At 65.3% G+C, this 19,917-nt stretch carries 16 protein-coding genes and 1 pseudogene; 15 read left to right on the forward strand and 2 right to left on the reverse strand.

Going from position 1 to position 19,917, the window contains the following annotated elements; translation table 11 throughout:
- Positions 1 to 10 precede the first annotated feature (10 nt).
- Complete coding sequence (locus ACX3OW_RS05135; protein ID WP_459094646.1) at positions 11 to 877, forward strand: MurR/RpiR family transcriptional regulator; 867 nt, start codon at positions 11 to 13, stop codon at positions 875 to 877.
- Positions 878 to 941: 64 nt separating this feature from the next.
- Positions 942 to 2,954 (forward strand): beta-N-acetylhexosaminidase, encoded by a 2,013-nt coding sequence (locus ACX3OW_RS05140; protein ID WP_459094647.1) that lies wholly within the window; start codon positions 942 to 944, stop codon positions 2,952 to 2,954.
- 171 nt (positions 2,955 to 3,125) lie between these two features.
- Here the strand turns inward: ACX3OW_RS05140 and ACX3OW_RS05145 are convergent, their stop codons facing one another.
- Positions 3,126 to 4,586 (reverse strand): M81 family metallopeptidase, encoded by a 1,461-nt coding sequence (locus ACX3OW_RS05145; protein ID WP_459094648.1) that lies wholly within the window; start codon positions 4,584 to 4,586, stop codon positions 3,126 to 3,128.
- Positions 4,587 to 4,782: 196 nt separating this feature from the next.
- Between ACX3OW_RS05145 and ACX3OW_RS05150 the strand changes: the two genes are divergently transcribed.
- The 9 genes from ACX3OW_RS05150 to ACX3OW_RS05190 all read left to right on the forward strand — a co-directional run bounded on the left by ACX3OW_RS05150 (position 4,783) and on the right by ACX3OW_RS05190 (position 14,431).
- Positions 4,783 to 5,166: a RidA family protein gene (locus ACX3OW_RS05150; RefSeq protein ID WP_459094649.1), complete on the forward strand. Its 384-nt coding sequence runs from the start codon at positions 4,783 to 4,785 to the stop codon at positions 5,164 to 5,166.
- Positions 5,167 to 5,168: 2 nt separating this feature from the next.
- Positions 5,169 to 5,945: an SDR family oxidoreductase gene (locus ACX3OW_RS05155; RefSeq protein ID WP_459094650.1), complete on the forward strand. Its 777-nt coding sequence runs from the start codon at positions 5,169 to 5,171 to the stop codon at positions 5,943 to 5,945.
- Positions 5,942 to 7,003, forward strand: a complete 1,062-nt coding sequence (locus ACX3OW_RS05160) for a D-TA family PLP-dependent enzyme (protein ID WP_459094651.1) — start codon at positions 5,942 to 5,944, stop codon at positions 7,001 to 7,003. The genes ACX3OW_RS05155 and ACX3OW_RS05160 overlap by 4 nt, the downstream gene beginning before the upstream one ends.
- Before the next feature lie 41 nt (positions 7,004 to 7,044).
- Entirely contained in the window at positions 7,045 to 7,605 is a 561-nt protein-coding gene (locus tag ACX3OW_RS05165) for a DNA-3-methyladenine glycosylase (RefSeq protein WP_459094652.1), read from the forward strand.
- Between the two features lie 68 nt (positions 7,606 to 7,673).
- Positions 7,674 to 9,503 (forward strand): DNA helicase RecQ, encoded by a 1,830-nt coding sequence (gene recQ / locus ACX3OW_RS05170; protein WP_459094653.1) that lies wholly within the window; start codon positions 7,674 to 7,676, stop codon positions 9,501 to 9,503.
- Positions 9,504 to 9,772: 269 nt separating this feature from the next.
- On the forward strand, positions 9,773 to 11,152 hold the full coding sequence (locus tag ACX3OW_RS05175) for a GumC family protein (protein WP_459094654.1): 1,380 nt from the start codon (positions 9,773 to 9,775) through the stop codon (positions 11,150 to 11,152).
- Positions 11,149 to 12,150, forward strand: a complete 1,002-nt coding sequence (locus tag ACX3OW_RS05180) for a glycoside hydrolase family 5 protein (RefSeq protein ID WP_459094655.1) — start codon at positions 11,149 to 11,151, stop codon at positions 12,148 to 12,150. Before ACX3OW_RS05175 ends, ACX3OW_RS05180 begins: the two co-directional genes overlap by 4 nt.
- Positions 12,147 to 13,430 carry an O-antigen ligase family protein gene (locus ACX3OW_RS05185; RefSeq protein WP_459094656.1) on the forward strand — a complete coding sequence of 428 codons (1,284 nt, stop codon included), beginning with the start codon at positions 12,147 to 12,149 and terminating at the stop codon, positions 13,428 to 13,430. The genes ACX3OW_RS05180 and ACX3OW_RS05185 overlap by 4 nt, the downstream gene beginning before the upstream one ends.
- Entirely contained in the window at positions 13,427 to 14,431 is a 1,005-nt protein-coding gene (locus ACX3OW_RS05190; RefSeq protein WP_459094657.1) for a glycosyltransferase family 4 protein, read from the forward strand. Before ACX3OW_RS05185 ends, ACX3OW_RS05190 begins: the two co-directional genes overlap by 4 nt.
- On the opposite strand, the gene ACX3OW_RS05195 is transcribed toward ACX3OW_RS05190, so the two are convergent.
- Positions 14,404 to 15,789, reverse strand: coding sequence for a polysaccharide biosynthesis protein (locus ACX3OW_RS05195; RefSeq protein WP_459094658.1), 1,386 nt, complete (start codon positions 15,787 to 15,789; stop codon positions 14,404 to 14,406). The genes ACX3OW_RS05190 and ACX3OW_RS05195 overlap by 28 nt on opposite strands.
- A 124-nt stretch (positions 15,790 to 15,913) precedes the next feature.
- Between ACX3OW_RS05195 and ACX3OW_RS05200 the strand changes: the two genes are divergently transcribed.
- From ACX3OW_RS05200 to ACX3OW_RS05215, 4 genes and pseudogenes are all read left to right on the forward strand, one after another.
- Positions 15,914 to 17,080 (forward strand): glycosyltransferase, encoded by a 1,167-nt coding sequence (locus tag ACX3OW_RS05200; RefSeq protein WP_459094659.1) that lies wholly within the window; start codon positions 15,914 to 15,916, stop codon positions 17,078 to 17,080.
- Positions 17,077 to 17,829: a polysaccharide deacetylase family protein gene (locus tag ACX3OW_RS05205; RefSeq protein ID WP_459094660.1), complete on the forward strand. Its 753-nt coding sequence runs from the start codon at positions 17,077 to 17,079 to the stop codon at positions 17,827 to 17,829. Before ACX3OW_RS05200 ends, ACX3OW_RS05205 begins: the two co-directional genes overlap by 4 nt.
- Entirely contained in the window at positions 17,826 to 18,905 is a 1,080-nt protein-coding gene (locus tag ACX3OW_RS05210) for a GNAT family N-acetyltransferase (protein WP_459094661.1), read from the forward strand. The genes ACX3OW_RS05205 and ACX3OW_RS05210 overlap by 4 nt, the downstream gene beginning before the upstream one ends.
- A 31-nt stretch (positions 18,906 to 18,936) precedes the next feature.
- Positions 18,937 to 19,620, forward strand: a pseudogene (locus ACX3OW_RS05215) (heparan-alpha-glucosaminide N-acetyltransferase); the annotation flags it as partial.
- Between the last annotated feature and the right edge of the window lie 297 nt (positions 19,621 to 19,917).

Here is a 19,917-nt window from a genome sequence, read left to right on the forward strand (position 1 = left end):
GGAAAATACCATGCTGGATATCGTCGGGCTGCTGCAGACCGAAAAGAACGAGTTCACCCGTTCCGAACGCGCCCTGACCGAAATCGTGCTGGCCGATGTCGATAGCGTGCTCAAGATGAGCATTGTCGATCTCGCCGCGCAGGCCGAAGTCTCCCCGCCCACCGTCACCCGCTTCTGTCGCCGGCTGGGCTGCGATTCCTACGCCGATTTCAAGGTGCGGCTGGCCCAGTCGCGCTTTGTCGGCCAGCGCTATTTCGCCCCCGCCGCCGGCCCGTCCAGCGTCCGCGAAATCGCCCAGGGCGTGGTCAACGGCATTCAGTCCACCATCTACGAAACCTTCGACCATCTCGATTTCGACGCCGTCGAGCGCGCCGCCGAGAGCATCGTCAAGGCCAGTTTCGTGCTGGCTTTTGGCTCGGGCGGCTCCTCCTCCATGGTCGCCACCGAAACCGAAATGCGGCTGTTCCGCCTCGGGCTAAAGGTGTCCTCCTCCACCGATCATCAGGTCCAGATGATGCGCGCCGCATCCTCGCCGCCGGGCACCGCCGTCATCGCCTTTTCCCTGTCGGGCAATAATCTGCCGCTGTCGCATGCGCTCGACGTCGCCGGCGAATATGGCCTCACCCGCATCCTCATCACCCGCTCCGGCTCCGCCGTGGCCGAGCGCGCCGATATTCTGTTGCCCATCGACCGCCGCGACAACACCGACATCCTGCGCCCCACCCCCGGCCGCTATGCGCTGCTGGCCGCCGTCGACATTCTCTCCCAAACCGTCGCCACCCGCCTCGGCTCCACCGCCGTCGCCAGCATGCGCCGCATCAAACACCAGCTCGTCGTCAACCGCGACGGCGAAGACGGCCAACCGTTGGGAGACTAGCTGTGACCGAACTCCAGTTCGCACGCAGCGCATCCCCAGCATCAGACCCCGAACGAGATTTGCGATGACTGTTTCCTTCTCCCTCGTCACCACCTGGACCCCTGCCACGGACGGCAGCCCGCTGGGTTACGGCATCGAGCTGACCAATACCGGCACTTCTCCAGTCAGCGATTTCACCCTGGGTTTTTCCGGCCCGGCCCGCATTGATCCGCATGCCACGCTGGAAAATGGCAAGCTGCTGAAGCGCCTGTCCAACCACACGCTGATCGCACCGCCCGATGGTTTCGTGCTGCAGCCCGGCCAGACCTGGACGTCCATCGCCCGTGGCCTGTCCTATGGCCTGCGCCACTGGAGCGACGGCGCGAATTCGGGCTATGTCGCCCTCAGCGACGGCACCATCATCACCCTCGCCACCGCCCCGACCCAGGCCAAGGGCCACAATTCACCCTTGCTCAAGGGCGCGGCCAAATTCCCCGTGCCGGCCAAGGCGCCGGTGTCGGTCTCGATCATTCCCTGGCCCCAATCGGTCGCCACCACCGGCGCCCGCACCGCCCCGCCGGGGCTTGAGCTGCATCCCGAAGGCAGCGACGCCGGTCAGGCCGCTGCCGCCTTCACCGCGCTGGTCGCCGATTTGTTCCCGGTCGAAGCCCTCGTTCGCCCCGCCTCCGAAGCCGGCATGCCGGTGATCATCCGCCAGCAAGCCGGCCTAGCCGCCGAGGCCTATGAGCTGAGCTTTGCCGATAACAGCGCCACCATCGCTGCCACCACCCGGCAGGGCATGTTCTATGGTCTGGTGACGCTCGGCCAGATCCTGCGCGGCGCCAGGCAATATCCGCAGACCTTCGTCTTCCCCACCGGCGGCATCATCATCGACGCGCCCGGCTTTGCCTATCGCGGCTGCCATCTCGACGTGGCGCGCCAGTTCTATACCGGCGCCGAAGTCGGCCAATTGCTCAAGCTGATGGCGTGGAACAAGCTCAATAAATTCCACTGGCACCTGTCCGAAGACGAAGCTTGGCGCGTCGAAATCGACGCCTATCCGGCGCTCACCGAAATCGGCGCCTGGCGCGGTCACGGCAAGGCGCTGCCGCCGCTGCTCGGCTCGGGGCCACACCCCACCGGCGGCTATTATTCCAAGCCGGTGATCCGCGAAATCGTCGCGCTGGCCGATAGCCTCGCCATTGCCGTGATCCCCGAAATCGACATGCCCGGCCATTTCTACGCCGCCTTGCAGGCGCTGCCCGAATTGCGCGATCCCAACGAAACCGGCGAATACCAGTCGGTGCAGGGCTTCCCCAATAACAGCCTCAACCCGGCCCATGAGCCGGTGTATAAATTCGTCGAGACGGTGATCGACGAAATGCTTGAGCTGTTCCCCGCCGGTATCTTCCATCTCGGCGCCGACGAAGTGCCGCTGGCCGCCTGGTCCGGCTCGCCGCTGGCGCTCGACATGATCGAACAGCTGAGCGGCCCCGACATGCGCAAGAAGCATGAGGCCCAGTTCAACCAGCTCGGCAATCACGGCGGCGCCGACGAAATCGAGGGCTCGCCCACGGCACTGATCCAGGCCGCCTTCATCCGCCGCGTCCACGATTATATCGCGTCCAAGGGCGCCATCACCGGCGGCTGGGAAGAGGCCGCCCATGGCGATGCGGTGGACAAGGATAAGAGCTTCGTCATCGGCTGGCGCAATGTGAAGATCAACGCCGCGCTGGCCGAACGCGGCTACGATATCGTCGTCTCCCCCGGCCAACGCTACTATCTCGATATGGCCAATGGCGTCGCCTGGGCCGAGCCGGGCGCCGGTTGGGCCGGTTGGTCCGGCCCGCAGGAAACCTATGAGTTCGAAGCCCGCGCCGGTTTCTCCGAACAGGGGCTCGCTCACCTGCTCGGCATCCAGGCCTGCATCTGGAGCGAGTCGATGACCGACCGCGCCATCTTCGACCGTCTGGTCTTCCCCCGCCTTTCAGCGGTGGCCGAAGCCGGCTGGACCCTGCCCGAACGCAAAAGCTGGAGCCGCTTCAAGGCGCTCGTGGGCACCATGCCGATCATGTACGGCAACTGGTCGGCGGATTAAGGGGCACAACCCCTCCCACCCACAGGACGATACCTCCCCCCTCGACGGGGGAGGCTAGGAGGGGGGATGAGAGCCCCAATGATCGGGGCCGACCACCCCCACCCTTGATCCCTCCCCGCAAGGGGGGAGGGTGTCGACTGAGCGTATGGTGGTGAAAGTAAAAGCCCGCTTTCACTCAGCCCAAGGGTTCTCCACCATCGGCCATATATCCCGCCGCGCCTTGCGATAATTCGTCGTCGCCGGGGTGTTGGGATAGGGCTTGCCCGCCGCGCAATAGATAATCTCCGAGGCGATCTTGGAGAATGAATCGTAGAAATGATTGGTCGATTTGATCAGCAGGATTTTCCGCGACTTGGGATCGATCCCCAGCGCCGAAAACAGGCTCGGATCAAAGCTCTGCGCCCGCGTGGAATTGAGGATCACGTCGATGCCGTCAAACGAAATCCAGGCCGCATCGCCGAACGGGGCAAAGCTCTCGCCGAAGCGCATTTCGGCATTGGCCACCAGCCGCTTGACCGTGACCAGCTTGTCGATCGGATCGCCGGTTTCCGGCGCTGACTTGGCCCCGAAACGCAGCGGGATTTCCGCGCCTTCGCCGGCGGCAAAACAAATCTGCACCGCGATCGGGTCCCAGATCGTCCCCACCGCAACATCTGTGATGCCCCGGACGATCAGCTCGGCCAGAATGACCGTGGCGTCGCCCGCCGTGCCACCGCCGGGATTGTCCCACACATCGGCAATCACCACCGGCCCGGTGGGTGCCGCTACGGCCGCATCGACCGCCTGCTTTTCGTCCACCTGCTTGACCATGAAGGTGCCGCGCATGGCGAATAATTCCCGCCCCAACCGCTCCGCCAAGGCAGCGCCCTTGGCCGCATCGCCATCGGTCACCGCAATCATTTTGGTGCCCATTTCCGGCACATCGCCGGCCATGAAGCCATGGATCACCGACAGCGACAGCAGGCCGGGCTCGGACTGTTCCAGCGCCATCAACTGGTCGACAAAGCCGCGCATCGGCTGCTTGGAGGTGGGGAAAACGTCGATCATCCGGCAGTCGAACACGCTCATCACCGGGGCGATTTCGCCCTTCAGTGCCCGCACGGCGATGGCCCAGAGATCGCGCGCCCGGTCGACGAAATCGGTATGCGGAAACTCCTTGAACACCACGAAGAAATTGGCGGCGGCGACCCGCTTGGCGGTCAGATGACTATGCGGATCAAGCTCGGCGCAAACGAGGATATCCGGCCCGACAATGTCGCGGATGCGGCTGAGCAGATCGCCCTCGGGGTCGTCATAGCCCTGCGCCACCATGGCGCCATGCAGCCCCAGCACCACGCCATCCACCGGCATCGCTTCACGCAATTGCCCGAGGATTTCGTCGCGGAGCTCTTCGTAAGTGGCGCGGGCGAGCAGCCCTGCAGGATCCGCCCAACTGGCGCTGCCCTCGATCAGCGTCCAGCCCTCGCGGGCGCAGACTTCGCGGCCGACGGTGATCGGCGCCGTACACAGGGTCGGGGTCGCCGGATGCTCGCCCGGCTTGGCGTAAAGCGACGCCTCAAAAGCTCGCTTGTCGACGGCGATGGGCGAAAATGTGTTGGTTTCGGTGGCCAGGGCGGCGGTGAAGACACGCACGAGAAATCTCGCATGAACAGGGGACGGGAACAGCAGGCTGGGCAGGCGCCCATGGCTCAGGCTAGCATAGGCAGAACCGGTCAATCACGTAATTAATTTACATTTTTGCCGCGGATTTAGCCCCAATATCCGGCGTTTTGCGCGATATTGGGTCAAATTACGAAACTGACTTTCAAAATCCGAGGAGAGTGTCGCGATGTCGATCAAGCGTTATGGTGCCGAGAAGTCGGGTGCGGGTGGCCAGAACCTGCCTTTCGCCCGTGCCGTTGAGGCCGGCGGCTGGCTGCATGTTTCGGGCCAGGTGGCGATGAAGGACGGCGAGATCGTGCGCGGCGGCATTGTCGAGGAAACCCACCTGACCATCCAGAACATCATCGCCATTCTGACCGAGGCCGGCTACGGACTGGAACACGTGGTGCGCTGCGGCGTCTGGCTCGATGATCCCCGCGATTTCTGGAGCTTTAACGGCGTTTACAAAAGCTATTTCGGCGAGCATCCGCCGGCCCGCGCCTGCGTGCAGAGCCATATGATGGTCGACTGCAAGGTCGAGATCGACTGCATCGCCTATAAGGGGCCGTGAGCATGAGCAGTTCCGCGTTCGGCATGGACGGCAAGACGGTGCTGATCAGTGGTGCTGGCGGCGGTATTGGCCAGTCGTTGGTCAAGGTTTTTCGCGAGGCTGGCGCCAAGGTGTTCGGCGCCGACCGCGATGCTAACCTATTGCAGGGGCTCGATTTAGCTGGCTCCGTGCTGTTCGATCAGGCCGATCCCAAAGCCACCCGCGCTGCTGTCGAGCGCTACCTTGGCGAGTTCGGTGTGCCCGACGCGGTGGTGTCCAATGCTGGCTTCACCCGCGCCGAGCATTTTGGCCAGGTCGATGACGTGGTTTGGGCCTCGGAAATCGCCATCAATCTCAACGGCGCCTATGCCATGACCGACCCGATTGTCAGCGCCATGGCGGCGCGGGGCAGGGGCAGTCTGGTGTTCATCTCCTCGGTTAACGCCTTGGCGCATTACGGTAATCCGGCCTACTCAGCCGCCAAGGCCGGGCTGGTGGCCTATGCCAAAGCCATCGCCGTCGAGCGCGGTGGGCAGGGGGTGCGGGCCAATGTGATCTGCCCCGGCTCGGTGCGGACCCCGGCCTGGGACCACCGATTGGCGGCCGATCCGAGCCTGCTGGATAATGTGCTGCCGCATTATCCGCTCGGGCGTATGGTGCTGCCGACTGAAGTGGCCAATGCGGCTTTGTTCTTTTGTTCGGATGCGGCGTCGGGAATTACTGGCACGGTTTTGCCGGTCGATGCCGGGCTGACGGCGGGCAATTTGCGGTTTGTCGATGAGGTGTTGAGAGGCAAATGAGCGATATATTTCAACTCGATACGCCTGCCGTGCTGATCGATATCGACCGCGTGGAAGCCAATCTGCAGCGGGTTCAGTCCTATGCCGATCAGCATGGTTTGCGGCTGCGGCCGCATATCAAAACCCACAAGCTGGCCCGCTTCGCCAAGCGGGCAATGGAGCTGGGTGCGGTGGGGATAACAGTGCAGAAATTGGGTGAGGCGGAGGTGTTTGCCGATGCCGGGATCAGCGAAATCTTCTTGCCTTACAATATCTTAGGTCCTGCCAAGCTTGCGCGGCTGAAGGCGCTGCATGAGCGGGTCAATATCTCCGTCACCGCCGATAGTGCCGAGACGGTGGAGGGACTGTCGCAGACCTTTGCCGGTTCGGCTAAGCCACTGACAGTGCTGGTGGAATGCGATACCGGCATGGGGCGCTGCGGGGTGCAGAGCCCGGCGGCGGCGCTGGCACTGGCCGAGAAAATCGCCAATTCGCCGGGGCTGCGTTTTGGCGGGCTGATGACCTATCCGGCGGCCGGACAGGTGGAAAACAATGCAGTATGGCTAGCAGCAGCTGCAGATTTGCTGACTGCGGCCGGACTGCCGGCAACGACGATTTCCAATGGCGGCACGCCCGATATCTGGCGCGCCCATGAGGTCACAGCCGCCACCGAGCATCGCCCCGGCACCTATATCTATATGGACCGCTCGCAGGTCGCCCGCGGCGTCGGTGGCTATGAGGATTGCGCGCTGACCGTGCTGGCCACGGTGGTCAGCCGCCCCACCGAGGACCGCGCCATCATCGATGCCGGCTCCAAGGCGCTGACCAGCGATACGCTGGGAATGGCCGGTTTCGGGCTGATTGAGGCCTATCCGGAGGCGGTGATCGTCGGGTTGAGCGAGGAGCACGGCACCATCGATCTGTCGGCTTGCACCAGCAAGCCCAAGATCGGCGACAAAATCCGCATCATCCCCAACCACGCCTGTGTGGTCAGCAATCTGTTCGATAATGTGACGTTGATCTCAGGCGATCAGGTGGTGGAGACGGTGAAGGTCGATGCGCGGGGACGGGTGGATTAGCGTCAAATTCGATGTCTGGTGATTCAGCACTCGCTTCCAGCATGCTTGCGGATTTCTTTGACCGTCCGGTCACCGCGGTGGCGCGCGACCTGATCGGCGTCACTTTGCTGGTCGATGGCGTTGGTGGTCCGATGGTCGAAGTGGAAGCCTATGACCCCGCCGATCCGGCTTCACATAGTTTCAACGGCCCGACGCCGCGCAATGCGGCGATGTTTGGTCCGCCCGGCCATGCCTATGTTTACAAAATCTACGGCATCCATTGGTGCCTCAATTTCGTCTGCCAGCGCGGCAGTGCGGTGTTGGTCCGAGCGCTGGAGCCGGTGCAAGGACTGGACCAGATGCATGAGCGGCGCGGTGGGGTTTCGGCGCGCCAGCTTTGTTCCGGGCCGGGCAAATTGTGTCAGGCGCTTGGCATCTCGATTGCGCAGAATGGGCTGTCGCTCGATGCGCCGCCCTTTGTGTTGTTGCCGCGCGATGTTGAGCATGATGTCGCAGTGGGGCCGCGCATTGGCATCACCAAGGGCGTCGAGACGCCCTGGCGTTTCGTGCGGCGCGGCTCGCCGTTTCTGAGCAAACCGCTGGTGGATAGCGCCAAAGCTTGATCGCTGCCGGCTTGCGGCTCACCCCGCCCCTGTGGTCCAAGGGCGGTGTGAGCACGCTTGAATCAGGAATGGATTTGTTCGAGGCTGGACCGCAGGCTTTGCCGCGTGACCCCCTGGCCGTGCTGCGCGACGTTTTCGGGCATAAAAGCTTTCGCGGCCAGCAGGCCGATGTCGTGGATCATCTGGTCGGCGGCGGCGACGCCGTGGTGCTGTTCCCCACCGGCGCCGGCAAATCCATGTGCTACCAGATTCCGGCGATTTGCCGCCCCGGCGTCGGCATTGTCATCTCGCCGCTGATCGCTTTGATGCGCGATCAGGTCGAAGCGCTGCGGCAGGCGGGCGTGGCGGCAGCGGCGCTCAATTCGTCGCTGACCGCCGAAGAGTCCGCCGAAGTGCGCGGGCAATTGCGGCGTGGCGAATTGGACTTGCTCTATGTGGCGCCCGAACGGGTGGCGACGCCGGGCTTTGCCAATATGCTGAGCGATATCGACATCGCGCTGTTCGCCATTGATGAGGCGCATTGCGTGAGCCAGTGGGGCCATGATTTCCGCCCCGAATATCGCGAGCTGAGCAAGCTCACCGAGCTGTTCCCCGGCGTGCCGCGCATTGCCCTCACCGCCACCGCCGATCCGACGACGCGCGAAGACATCATCGAGCGGCTGGGGCTGGAAACGGCGCAGGTGTTTGCCACCAGCTTTGACCGGCCCAATATTTCCTATTCCATCGTCGAGCGCGACAAGGCCCGCGACCAGCTGCTGAGTTTCCTGGCGGCGCATAAGGGCAGCTCGGGCATTGTCTATTGCCTCAGCCGCGCCAAGGTCGAGGACGTCGCCGACTGGCTGAGCGGCAAGGGCATTCCGGCTTTGCCCTATCATGCCGGTCTGCCGGCCGAGCGCCGCAACGCCAATCAGGATGCGTTCCTCAAGGAGGAAAATGTCTGCATGGTGGCCACGGTCGCCTTCGGCATGGGCATCGACAAGCCGGACGTGCGCTATGTGGCGCATATGGATCTGCCGGCCTCGATCGAGGCCTATTACCAGGAAACCGGCCGCGCCGGCCGCGACGGCCAGCCCGCCGATGCCTGGATGAGCTATGGCATGGCCGATGTGGTGCAGCGCCGCCGCATGATCGACGAGGGCAATGCCCCCGACGAGATCAAGCGCGTCGAGCACGGCAAGCTCAATGCGCTGCTCGGGGTTTGCGAAACCGCCGAGTGCCGCCGCAAGGCCATTCTCAACCATTTCGGCGAGGCCCATCCCGGCGCTTGCGGCAATTGCGACACCTGTCGCTCGCCGGTGGAATCCTGGGACGGCACCGAGGCAGCCATCAAGGCGTTGGCCGCCATCTACCGCACCGGCATGCGTTTCGGCGCCGCCCATGTCATCGATGTGCTGCTGGGCAAGGCCACCGAAAAGGTCGAACGCTTCGGCCACCAGAACCAGCCGGTGTTCGGGCAGGGCGCTGATCTCGATAGCAAGACCTGGCAGTCCGTGTTGCGGCAGTTGACGGCGGGCGGGCTGATCGTGGTCGACCACGCCAATCATGGCGCGCTGACGCTGGGCGAGGGCGCCCGGGCGGTGTTCAAACGCGAGCGGGTGGTCACCTTGCGCAAGGATCGACCGAAAAAATCCGTCGATGTGCGCCGGCAATTGGCGAGCAGTGTGCAGCTGCCCGAGCCGGCGATGTCGGTGTTCAATGCGCTGCGCGAGGAACGCCTGCGCATCGCCAAACAGCAGGGCGTGCCGCCTTACGTCATTTTCCACGACGCCACTTTGCGCGCGATGGCGCTGGCCCGGCCCCGCCATCCGCATGACATGCTCAACCTGCCCGGCGTCGGCCAGGCCAAGCTCGACCGTTATGGCGAGGCGTTTTTGGCGGTCTTGGCGCAGCAGGATTAGGACCGAGCAGCCTCGACTGCTGCCTCGGTGTGCTTGGCCCCACCCCACCCTCATTCCCTCCCCATCAAGGGGAGGGAGGCGCAGGCCGCGATGGCTGTGTTCATCGTCTCCCTCCCCCTTGTGGGGAGGGATCAAGGGTGGGGGGGCACACGCGCCGGCCTAGTAAATACCCTTACGGAATTCACCAGGAAACGGCTTTGATCTCTCGCTAGACCGGGATGCTGCTAAGTTTTGTTCATGGGTAACAAAACATTAAGCATGATCCACTGATGTTTCACGCCACTAATAGCTCGCAATTCATGCCGCCGCCTGCGCTTGCTTTGGGCGATTGGCTGGGTGAACTCTGGCAGACGCGCTGGTGGCTGTTGGCGGGCGCGCTGGGCGGGGCCGTGTTGGCCGTGCTCACGGCGCAAGTGGTGACGCCGAGCTACCGGGCCAGCGCGCAGATTTTCGTCGATCCGCAAAACCTGCAATTGCTCGAACGCGATTTGACGCCCTCGACCGCCTCGGGCGATGGCGGCGTGGTGTTGATCGAAAGCCAGGCACGGGTCATGGCTTCGGACTCGGTGCTGCGCGCCGCCGCGACCCAGCTGGGGCTGGATCAGGACCCCGAATTCGCAGGGCCCATCAACCCGCTAAAGGCGCTGCTGGATGGGAACGTCTCGGACGCGCCGCGCGATGAGCTCAGCCGGGCCGTCACCGCGCTGGGCAAGGCCGTGCATGTGGTGCGGCTGGACCGGACCTATGTGGTCGATATTCACGCCGAATCCGAAAGCGCCAGCAAGGCGGCCGCTATCGCCAATGCTGTGGTCGGCAATTATCTGGCCTTGCGCGAAGCCCAGCGGGCGGAACAGGCCGGCCGCGCCTCGGCGACGCTGGAAGGGCGGCTGACGCAATTGCTGGCCGAGTTGGAGGTCGCCGAAACCGCCGTCGAGCTCTATCGCAGCGCCAACAATATTGTCGAAACCGGTGGCCAGTCGCTGCTTGAAGGCCGGGTCGGCCAGACCAGCCAGGCGCTGCTCGCCGCCAATAATGCGGTCGAAGCCGCCACCATCCAGCTGGCGCAATTGCGGCAGCTGGCGCTGGACCCCGACCGCATCATTGCCGCGCCCGAGGCCATTGGCTCGGTCGATATCACCCGGCTGCGCAGCGAGCTGCAAAGTGCTGTCGCCGATGCGGCGACGCTGCGGGCTACGCTGGGCGCGCGCCATCCCCGCTTGCAGGTGGCGGAGCAGCGTGTGGCGCTGGCCCGCACTGCCATCACCGCCGAAATCGGGCGGCTGCTGGATGCCGCCGAACTGGGCCTGCAGCGGGCCGAGCAGCAGGCGGCGGCGTTGAGCCAACAGATGGAAGCTGCGACCACGGCGCTACAGGATACCGACTCCCGCCGCATCCGCCTGCGCCAGCTGGAACGCGTGGCCGAAGCCAGTCGGGCGATCTATGAGGACGCGCTGCTGCGCTCGCGTGAAACCGCCGAGCAGGCGCAGATCGATACGCTGAATGCCCAGATCGTGTCGCGCGCCGTTGCGCCGATGGAGCGCAGCTTTCCGCCCAAACTCAGCCTGTTGCTGCCGCTGGGCGCCATCGCCGGGCTGGTGCTGGGCGGTTTCTATGGCCTGCTGCGCCAGCGCCGCAAGGCCACCAAATGAACCGGCGTGGCGCTCTGGCTGGGCTGGCCGGTCTGGCGGCGACGCCGCTGCTGCGCGCCGCCGAACCGGGCCGCATCGAGATCGTCGGCAATCGGCTGCAGTGGAACAGCGCGCCGCTGCGTCTCGCAGGCATTGCCATGGGCGATCCGGTCTATATCCGCGCCGGCCGCAGCCTTGATGATTATCGTGTGGTGGCCGAGGACTGGGCGGCTAATTGCGTGCGCATCAGCGTGCATCCCGGTCATTGGCGCTATGATCGAATGCTGCTGGGGCAGTTGCTCGATGCCGACATTGCGGCGGCGCGGGCGCGACAGCTTTTCGTCATTGTCGATTGGCACGCCATCGGTTTTCCCGACCTGTATGAGCCGGTTCCGCCGCCGCAATGGGGCTTGCCGGCCGACGCCTATCTGTCCTCCATCGACGACGCCATCGCCTTCTGGCGCGGCATGGCCGAGCGGCATGGCAGTGATCCGGCTGTGCTGTTCGAGCTGTGGAATGAGCCGGTGGGCGACGAGCGGCATTGGCTGTCGGATGGTGCTTTCTGGTCCGAGTTTCGGCCGGCCTGGGCGGCGATCACGACCGAAATCCGCCGCATCAGCGATAACATCGTGCTCGCGGCGGGCGGGCGCTGGGCGCATGATTTGACGGGCGCGGCCGCCGATCCGCTGGATGATGCGCGCACCGCCTATGCCTGGCATGTCTATCCCAATGAAGACCGCCATGCGCCCGACCGCTGGTTTGCCAGCCTCGGCGCGCTGGCCGAGCACAGGCCGATCATCGTCACCGAATGGGGCTTTTGCCCGGCATGCGAGGATGGCTTGCAGGGCGGGTTCGATGACTTCGCCATGCCGTTCGCCCGCGATGTGCTGGACGGATTAGGTCTCGGCCACACCGCCTGGTGCTATAGCCCCGGCGCCGCGCCGGCCCTGCTGCGGCAAGACGATACGCCGTCTTCCTATGGGCGCTTTGTGCGCGACTATTTGCGGGGCGCGACATGATTGCCGCGCTGGCCCGTTTTGAGCTGCGGGTGCTGCTGGTGGGTGGCATTGCGCTCTGCGCCATGCTGGTGCTGTGGACGCAGGCGCAGCCCTTTGCCAGCCTTGCCGATTATGGCGTGCTGGATGATCCGACCCGGTCCAATGGCCTGCGCCGTAATCTGACGCTGCTCCTCCTCGCCCTGGCCTTGCTGCTGGTGTGGCGCGGCGGGCAGACTGGTCGGCTGTGGCAGGCGGTCAGTCCGGGTTTGGTGTCGATCTTCCTCTGGTTTGGCGTGACGGCGCTGCTCTCGCCCAGTGCCGGGCTGGCGCTCAACCGGCTGGTGCTGGCCGGGGTGGTCATCGCCATCGCCGTCTGCCTGCCGCTGCTGTTCGCGCGGATGGAAGACTTTGTCCTGACGCTGGGCGTGGCCACCAGCCTCGCCATTGTGCTGTGTTTTGGTGGCGCCCTCTTTGCCCCCGATCTGGCCATCCATTCGGTGCGCGATAATGTGGAGCAGGGCCTCGCCGGCGATTGGCGCGGCATGTTCCGGCACAAGAATGATCTGGCGCCGATGGCGATCCATTTCACGCTGGTCGGCATTTTGTTGTGGCGGCTGGGCTGGCGGGTCTGGGGCGGGGGTATTGTTCTCGGGGCGCTGGCGCTGCTGGGGCTGTCCGGCGGCAAGTCGGCGGCCTTGCTGTTGTTGCCGGCGCTGGGCGGGGCGCTGCTGATCACCCGGCTGCGTCCGGGCGGCGCGCTGCTGGTGGCGCTGCTGCTGGTTGGTGGGCTGTCGCTACTGACCATTGGCGGGGTGGCCTTTGCGGCGGTGCGGGCGCTGGTGGCGCAGCTGCCTGATCCGAGTTTTACCGGGCGCACCGATATCTGGCAGCTCGCTCTGGAGGCCATCGGGCGGCGGCCGGTGATTGGCTATGGCTACAACGTGTTCTGGGACACTGGCGCGACCTATGCTATCGCCGGCAGCGGCGACACGGCGGCGCAGGTGTCGCATGCCCATAACGGCTTTCTCGATATCGCCATTTCGGCGGGCATTCCTGGCTTGTTGCTGGTGCTCGGTTGGGCCGGCATCGCGCCGCTCCGGCATATTGCCGCCATCAGGGCGCGGGTGACCGATGCCGCCGAACGGGCGTTTCTCGACTATCTCGTCGCCGGCTGGCTGTTCACCCTGCTGATGTCCAGTCTTGAGGCGGTGCTGTTCAATCGGGGCGACTCGATCTGGTTCACCGGGTTGCTGGCCATCGTCTGTCTGCGGCTGTGGGCGCGGGCGGAGTTGGGGCGATGAGCCGGGTGCTGCAATTGCTCAGCAACAATGCGCCGGGCGGCGTGCCGGTGCTGGCCGCGATGGTGGCCAAGGGCTTGGCCGCGCGCGGGCATGAGGTCGAGACGCTGGTGCTGCGCGAGGAGCCGGGGCTTGTGGCGCGCCGCATCCTGATGGGGCGCTATGATGCCATTCTGTCCTATCAGGTGGCGGCGGGGCTGGTTGGCGGACTGCTGGGTGGGGTGGTTGGCGTGCGGGTGCGGGCGACCCACCTCACCGCCATTCCGTCGGCCATGCGTGGCCCTTGGCGCGTGCTGGATCGGTGGTTCGGGCAAGTGGGGCTGCACACTGCCATCGTCGCCAATTCTGCGGCCACCGTTGCGGCTGTGGACACCTATCCGCCACCCTATCAAAGCCGCTTGCGGCTCATTCCGCATGGGGTGGCGCCGCTGCCCAAAGCGGTGACCGGTGGCTGGGCTGGGCGGCTGGCGATTCCGCCACTGGCGCCGCTGCTGGTGACTGCTGGCCGGCTGGCCGAGCAGAAGAACCATCAGCTCGCGGTGGCTGCCTTGGCCGAGCTGCCGACCGCCCATCTGGTGATTGCCGGCGATGGGCCGCTGCGCCCGGAGCTGCTGCAGCAGGCCATGCGGCTGGGCGTGGCGGCGCGGCTGCATCTGGTGGGCCATCTGGATCGGTCGGGTCTGGCGGGCCTGCTGGCGGAGGCCGATGCCTTTGTGTTCCCCTCGCTATGGGAGAGTTTTGGGCTGGTGGCCGTTGAAGCCGGCATGGCGGGTCTGCCCATCATTGCAGCCGACCTGCCGGTGCTGCGCGAGGTGCTGGCGCCGGCCGGGACAGTGGCCTTCCATCCGGTTGACGATGCTAGCGCGTTGGCAGCAGCGGTGCGGACGCTGTTGGCCGACTATCCGAGTTCGGCGCAGCGCTATACGGCGGCTCTTGCCCTGCGCCAGGCCTATGCGGTGGAGCGGATGATTGATGATTATTGCCGCCTGATTGCCAGCAACTGACGGGCACCAAACAGGTCCCAGCGCCAGCCCAGCCACAAGGAGGCTGCCAGCACCGGCAGCAGCGCTACCCACCAGCCGGCGAGATGCAGGAGCATTAGCCCCACTATGCTTGTGCCGGCACAGACCAGCAGGGCGAGCCCGGCGCGGGCAAGGTCGACTGGCATCAGCCGCGTCTGGCGATCGGCGATGAGGAAACCGAGCAGACCACCGAGCTGTGCCAGTGCGAAGGCGGCGGCGGCGCCTGTCGGGCCGAAGGCGGGCACCAGAATAGCGACGCCAATAGCGGTGAGCGCCAGCATGGCGATATTGGCAATCACCTCGCGCCGCACCGAGCCGGCGAAATAGATCACCTGGCCGAAATAATAAGCGCGCAGCGTCAGCGCGCCGGTGCCCAGCACGATGAAAGGCAGGATCGCCGGGGCGGCGGCGGCATAGTCGGCATCGAGCAATACGCCGAGCAGGCCGGGACCCAGCACCAGCCAGCCGGTCATGCCGAGCAGCACTATGGTCCATAGCGTGAGGAAGGCGCGGCGGAGTATGGCCCGGCGTTGCGCAGTATCCGCCCCCAGCGCCTTGGCCTGCGACACATAGGCGGCGGCGATGGCTTCGCCCAGCACGACAAAGCTCTGTCGGGTCACGTCGCTGACCGCTCCATAGGACCCGACCGCAGCGGCGCCGGCCAAGCGCTCGAGCACCAGCCGATCCAGATTGAGGGCGAGGGCCGCCGCTGCCAATGCCACGATCAGCGGCCAGCCATAGCGGAGGAGCGCCATGACATCGCCGGGTTCGGGCCGGGCGATGCCGTCGCGCCACAAGGCGCGTAGCACCGGCGCGGCGGCGAGAGCTTGGCCCAGGCCAATGGCGGTCAGCAACAGACTGGCCGATTGGGCCAGCAGCAGCGCCAGGCTGCCCAGCGCCAAGATCAGCACGCCGCGCAGCAGGCCGGAGGCTGTCACCTCGGCGACCAGCAGGCGGGCCCGGCCCAGTTCGACAGCGCCGATATGGATGATGAAGCCCAGCGATAGCACGGCGATCCCCAACGCCGTCTCCGGCGCTACCAGACCCGTGGCGAGGGCGAGCAGCAGCAGGACGCTGCCGAGCGCCGTGACCGCGCCGAGCGCCACGATCAGCGCTCCGGCCAGCCGCGCGGCGCGGGCCGGGGCATAGACGCCGAAATGGGCGTGCAGCAGCCATTGGCAGAGGGTGGCGAAGACGATGAAGCTGGTGGCGAAGCCGACGAGATAGACGCCATACACCGCCGGCGTGGCCAGCCGGGTGAAGATGGCGACCGACAGCAGGTTGAGCCCGGCAGCCCCCAGACGGGAGACCATATACAGCGAGGCGTGGTGGTCGTTCAAGATTTTTGGATTGATAAGTATAGGTGCATAGGGAAAATCCAGTAATATTAACCCGTTAAATCAAGTAACGTGGCTTTGGATTATCAGATCAGATTTAAGTAATTCAATTATTACCATCTGGTCGATGATGATTATTTACGAGAATAGCCAAAGCCGATCTATCGTGATGCTGGTGCGCGCCATGTCGGGCGGCGGGGCGCAGCGCGATGCCATCGAGCTGGCCAATGGGCTGCTGGCGGCGGGCTGGCCGATGCTGGTGGCCACCCTCGATGCAGAGGGGCCGCTGCGCGATTTTCTGGCGCCTTCCATGCCACTGCTCGATCTGGGCGGGGGCAAGCGGCTGCGCATGGCACGCGCCGTTCCGGCGCTGACGCGGATGCTTCGGGCGCGGCAGCCGGGGGCCATCATTGCCTCAGAGGCGGCGGGCAATTGTCTTGCGGTGGTGGCGGTGCAGCTATGCCCACCGGCGCTGCGGCCGCGAATTATCCTGCGCGAAGTGGCGGCGCCGCTGGCGGCCAGGCGCGCCGATCCCTATTGGCAAAACCGTCTCGGCTATCATCTGGCACCCTGGCTCTATCCCCGCGCCGATCTGGTGCTGAGCTTCACCGCCGGGGTGCGGCAGGAATTGGTGGAGCACTTCGGCGTGGCGCCGCAACGGGCGATCAATCTGGGCACCAATGCGGTGCTGTCGGCGGCGCGGTTGGCCGAACTGACCGTGCCGGAGCGGCGCGAGGCCGGGCATATCATCGCGGTGGGCCGGCTGTCGCGAGAGAAGGATTTTGCTGCGCTGATTGCCGCTTTCGCCGTATTGCGCGACGAGCGCATGGTGCGACTGACCATTCTCGGGGAGGGGCCGGAGCGCCCGGCGCTGCAGCGTCTGGTGCGGCAATTGGGGCTCGATGATTGCGTCATGCTGCTAGGCTTCGTTGCCGAACCGAGTGACTGGGTGGCGCGGGTCGGGCTGCTGGTCTCCTCCTCGCGGCATGAGGGCTTTGGCAATGCCATTGTCGAGGCCCTGGCCTGCGGCACGCCGGTGGTCGCCACCGATGCGCCCCATGGCCCGCGCGAAATCCTCGCCAATGGGCGCTTCGGCCTGCTGGTGCCGCCCAACAATCTGCATGCACTGGTCCATGCCATGCGCCGTGCCCTCGATGCGCCGGTGGACCGCGCGGCGCTGCGGGCGCGCGCCGCCAGCTTCACCACCGAGGTCGCCGTGTCGCGCATGAACGCGGTTCTGGCCAGCCTGGGTCTGACGCCGCTGCCGCTACCCGTCCGCGAAGAGGTCTGGTGATAGAGCTGTCCCACCCCATTGCCGGCCTGTCGCGCCGACTGGCCCGGACCATCCCGTTCCGGCCATTCCGGCTCAGACTGAGCCAGCCGATGGTGTCGTTCAGCTTTGATGATTTTCCGGTTTCTGCCGTTGAATACGCCGCGCCGCAGCTCGAAGCGCTCGGGGCGCGCGGCACTTTCTATTTCGCCGATGCGCTGGCTGGGGGCAGCGAGAACGGCCAGCAGATTGCCAGCCGCGATCAGGTGGCTGCATTGGCGGCGCGCGGGCACGATATCGGCGGCCATACCAGCGCCCATCTCAATGTCCAGCGCTGCGCGCCGGATCACCTCATTGCCGATGTGACTGCCAACACTTCGGCAATCGCGGCGCTGAGCGGGCGGGCGCCTACCTCCTTCGCCTACCCGTTCGGCGTCGTGTCGCTCAATACCAAGCGCCTGCTGGCGCCGCTTTATGCCGGGCTGCGCGGCATCCAGCCGGGGATCAATCGCGGCTGGATCGACCTGGCGCATCTGCGGGCCGAGGAGTTGTATGACGCGACGCTCAGCCCGGCGCGGCTGGACCGGCTGCTGGAAGATCTCGTAGAGGGTGGCGGCTGGCTGATTTTTTACACCCACGATGTGCAACACGCGCCCAGCAGCATTGGCTGCTCGCCGGCCCATTTTGGGCTGGTGCTCGACCGGGTGCAGGCGCGGGGGCTGGCGATCCATCCGGTGGCCGAGGTTTTGGTCGCAAGCGGAGCTTTGCGATGATGGCGGCGATGCAGCGCGACGACGTGCCGGCTGTCGCCGCTCTGTTTTACCGCGCCTTTCGCGGTGGTGGGGCGCCATCGGCGGCGTTCCTGAGCTATCTCGAGCGTAGCTTCTTCACCGCGCCCAGCCATGACCCGGCTGTGGCCAGCATGGTGCATCGCGATGGCGACGGCATTATCGACGCGGCGCTGCTGGTCATTCCCATGCAGGTGCGTATCGGGGAGCGGGTGCTGACCGGTCGGCTGATGAGCAATTACATGACCGATCCACGCCAGCCGACGCGCGGCGGGGCCAATATGGTGCTGACATTGCGGGCGCGGCATCACGATTTCTGTTTTTCCGATAGCGCCAATCCGGTCAGCGCCGACCATTGGCGGGCGATTGGTGGCCATGTGCTGCCGGTGCAGAGCCTGGATTGGCGGCGGGTATTTCGCCCGGCGGGATGGCTGGCGCAGCGGATGCAGCGCCGTGTGCCGGGCTGGTTGCGGCCAATGCTGGGTGGCGTGGCGCGGGGCATCGATACGCTGTTGCGGCGCCTGGTGCCGGGGCTGCGGGCAGTTGGTCCGGCCGTTGGGACGCCGATGGCGCGGGATGACTTCATTCAACTGGCGCCGGGGCTGGTCGAGCGCTTCGCGCTGCATCCGGTGTGGGGGGCGGAGGAGCTGGGCTGGCTGCTCGAGATGGCGGCGCAAAATCCGGGGCATGGCAAGCTGCACCTGCGCGAACTGCGCGATGGCAGAAGCGAGCTGGCCGGGTGCAGCGTGTTTTATGCCCGACCGGGCGGCATGGCGCGGGTGCTCAATATTCTGAGCCGGCCAGGGCAGGAGGCGGCGGTGGTCGGTGATTTGCTGGCCCATCTCGATACGCTGGGGTGTCTGGGCGCAACGGGGCTGGCGCAGCCGTTTCTGATGGCGGCGCTGGGGGCGCAGAAGGGCATGGTTTTCGTGCCGCGCGGCGCTTACTGCATTTCCACTAGGCATGCCGAAATCACCGATGCAGCGCTGCGGGGCGACGCCTATCTCGGCGGGCTGATGGGCGAGGACTGGAGCCGGCTGCTCGACGATTTTCACGATTGAACCCGGCGGCGACGCCAGCCATTGTGCGGCCATGAGTGAAACTGCTTCGCCGCGCCCCCGCCTCGCCATTGTCGACATCGCCCGTGGCGTCGCCATTCTGGCCATGGTCGTCTATCATTTATGCTGGGACCTCAGCTATTTCCGCTTCATCCCGGCCGATGTGGGGCATGACCCGGAATGGGTGCTGTTTGCCCGCAGCATTCTGGCGGCGTTCCTGTTTCTGGTCGGGGTTGGGTTGGTGCTCGGCCATGGTCGGGGCATTCGCTGGCGCGGCTTCTGGCGGCGCTGGGTGTTTGTGCTGGCCGGGGCGCTGATCATCAGTGCGGCGACCTGGTTCACCTTCCCGGATAGTTTTGTCTATTTCGGCGTGCTGCATGCCATCGCGCTGTTCAGCCTGCTCGGGCTGGGCTTCGTGCGCACGCCGCTGTGGCTGGTGATCATTGCAGCGATTGTCTTCATTGCGCCGACCTTCTTTTTCTCCGACGCGCTGTTCAATGAGAAAGTGTGGTCCTGGCTCGGCTTCTGGCAGGTTCCGCCGCCGACCAATGATCTGGTGCCGGTATTCCCCTGGTTCGGCGCGGTGCTGGTCGGCATCATCGCCACCCGGCTGCTGCTGGCCTCAAGCTGGTACGAGCGGCTCGCCGCCATCGCGCCGGGCGGACGCTTGCCCAAGCTGCTGGCTTTCCTCGGGCGCTGGAGCCTGCTGATCTATCTGTTGCACCAGCCGATCCTGCTCGGGCTGGTCTATCCGGCCGCAGCGGTGCTGCAACCGCAGGTGGCGATGCGCAGCAGTGATTTCCTGCGCTCCTGCCAGAGTACCTGCGAGGCGGGCGGCACCACGGCGCCGCTCTGCACCATCTATTGCCAATGCGGCCTGGAAGGGGTCGAAAAGAACGGGCTGTGGAATGCCATCGAGACCGGCATGGTCAGCGCTGCCGAGCAGGCGCTGCTTGATGCCCAGAACCGGCAATGCTCCGCTGTCATCTACCCGGCGCCCGCTGTGCCGCAATGA

It is taken from the genome of Devosia sp. A449, from assembly GCF_054489375.1.

What these genes read in the sequence shown, in the direction of transcription:
- ACX3OW_RS05135 (WP_459094646.1), top strand. Translation starts at nt 11, where the DNA reads ATGCTGGATATCGTCGGGCTGCTGCAGACCGAAAAGAACGAGTTCACC.
- ACX3OW_RS05140 (WP_459094647.1), top strand. Translation starts at nt 942, where the DNA reads ATGACTGTTTCCTTCTCCCTCGTCACCACCTGGACCCCTGCCACGGAC.
- ACX3OW_RS05150 (WP_459094649.1), top strand. Translation starts at nt 4,783, where the DNA reads ATGTCGATCAAGCGTTATGGTGCCGAGAAGTCGGGTGCGGGTGGCCAG.
- ACX3OW_RS05155 (WP_459094650.1), top strand. Translation starts at nt 5,169, where the DNA reads ATGAGCAGTTCCGCGTTCGGCATGGACGGCAAGACGGTGCTGATCAGT.
- ACX3OW_RS05160 (WP_459094651.1), top strand. Translation starts at nt 5,942, where the DNA reads ATGAGCGATATATTTCAACTCGATACGCCTGCCGTGCTGATCGATATC.
- ACX3OW_RS05165 (WP_459094652.1), top strand. Translation starts at nt 7,045, where the DNA reads ATGCTTGCGGATTTCTTTGACCGTCCGGTCACCGCGGTGGCGCGCGAC.
- recQ (WP_459094653.1), top strand. Translation starts at nt 7,674, where the DNA reads ATGGATTTGTTCGAGGCTGGACCGCAGGCTTTGCCGCGTGACCCCCTG.
- ACX3OW_RS05175 (WP_459094654.1), top strand. Translation starts at nt 9,773, where the DNA reads ATGTTTCACGCCACTAATAGCTCGCAATTCATGCCGCCGCCTGCGCTT.
- ACX3OW_RS05180 (WP_459094655.1), top strand. Translation starts at nt 11,149, where the DNA reads ATGAACCGGCGTGGCGCTCTGGCTGGGCTGGCCGGTCTGGCGGCGACG.
- ACX3OW_RS05185 (WP_459094656.1), top strand. Translation starts at nt 12,147, where the DNA reads ATGATTGCCGCGCTGGCCCGTTTTGAGCTGCGGGTGCTGCTGGTGGGT.
- ACX3OW_RS05190 (WP_459094657.1), top strand. Translation starts at nt 13,427, where the DNA reads ATGAGCCGGGTGCTGCAATTGCTCAGCAACAATGCGCCGGGCGGCGTG.
- ACX3OW_RS05200 (WP_459094659.1), top strand. Translation starts at nt 15,914, where the DNA reads ATGATGATTATTTACGAGAATAGCCAAAGCCGATCTATCGTGATGCTG.
- ACX3OW_RS05210 (WP_459094661.1), top strand. Translation starts at nt 17,826, where the DNA reads ATGATGGCGGCGATGCAGCGCGACGACGTGCCGGCTGTCGCCGCTCTG.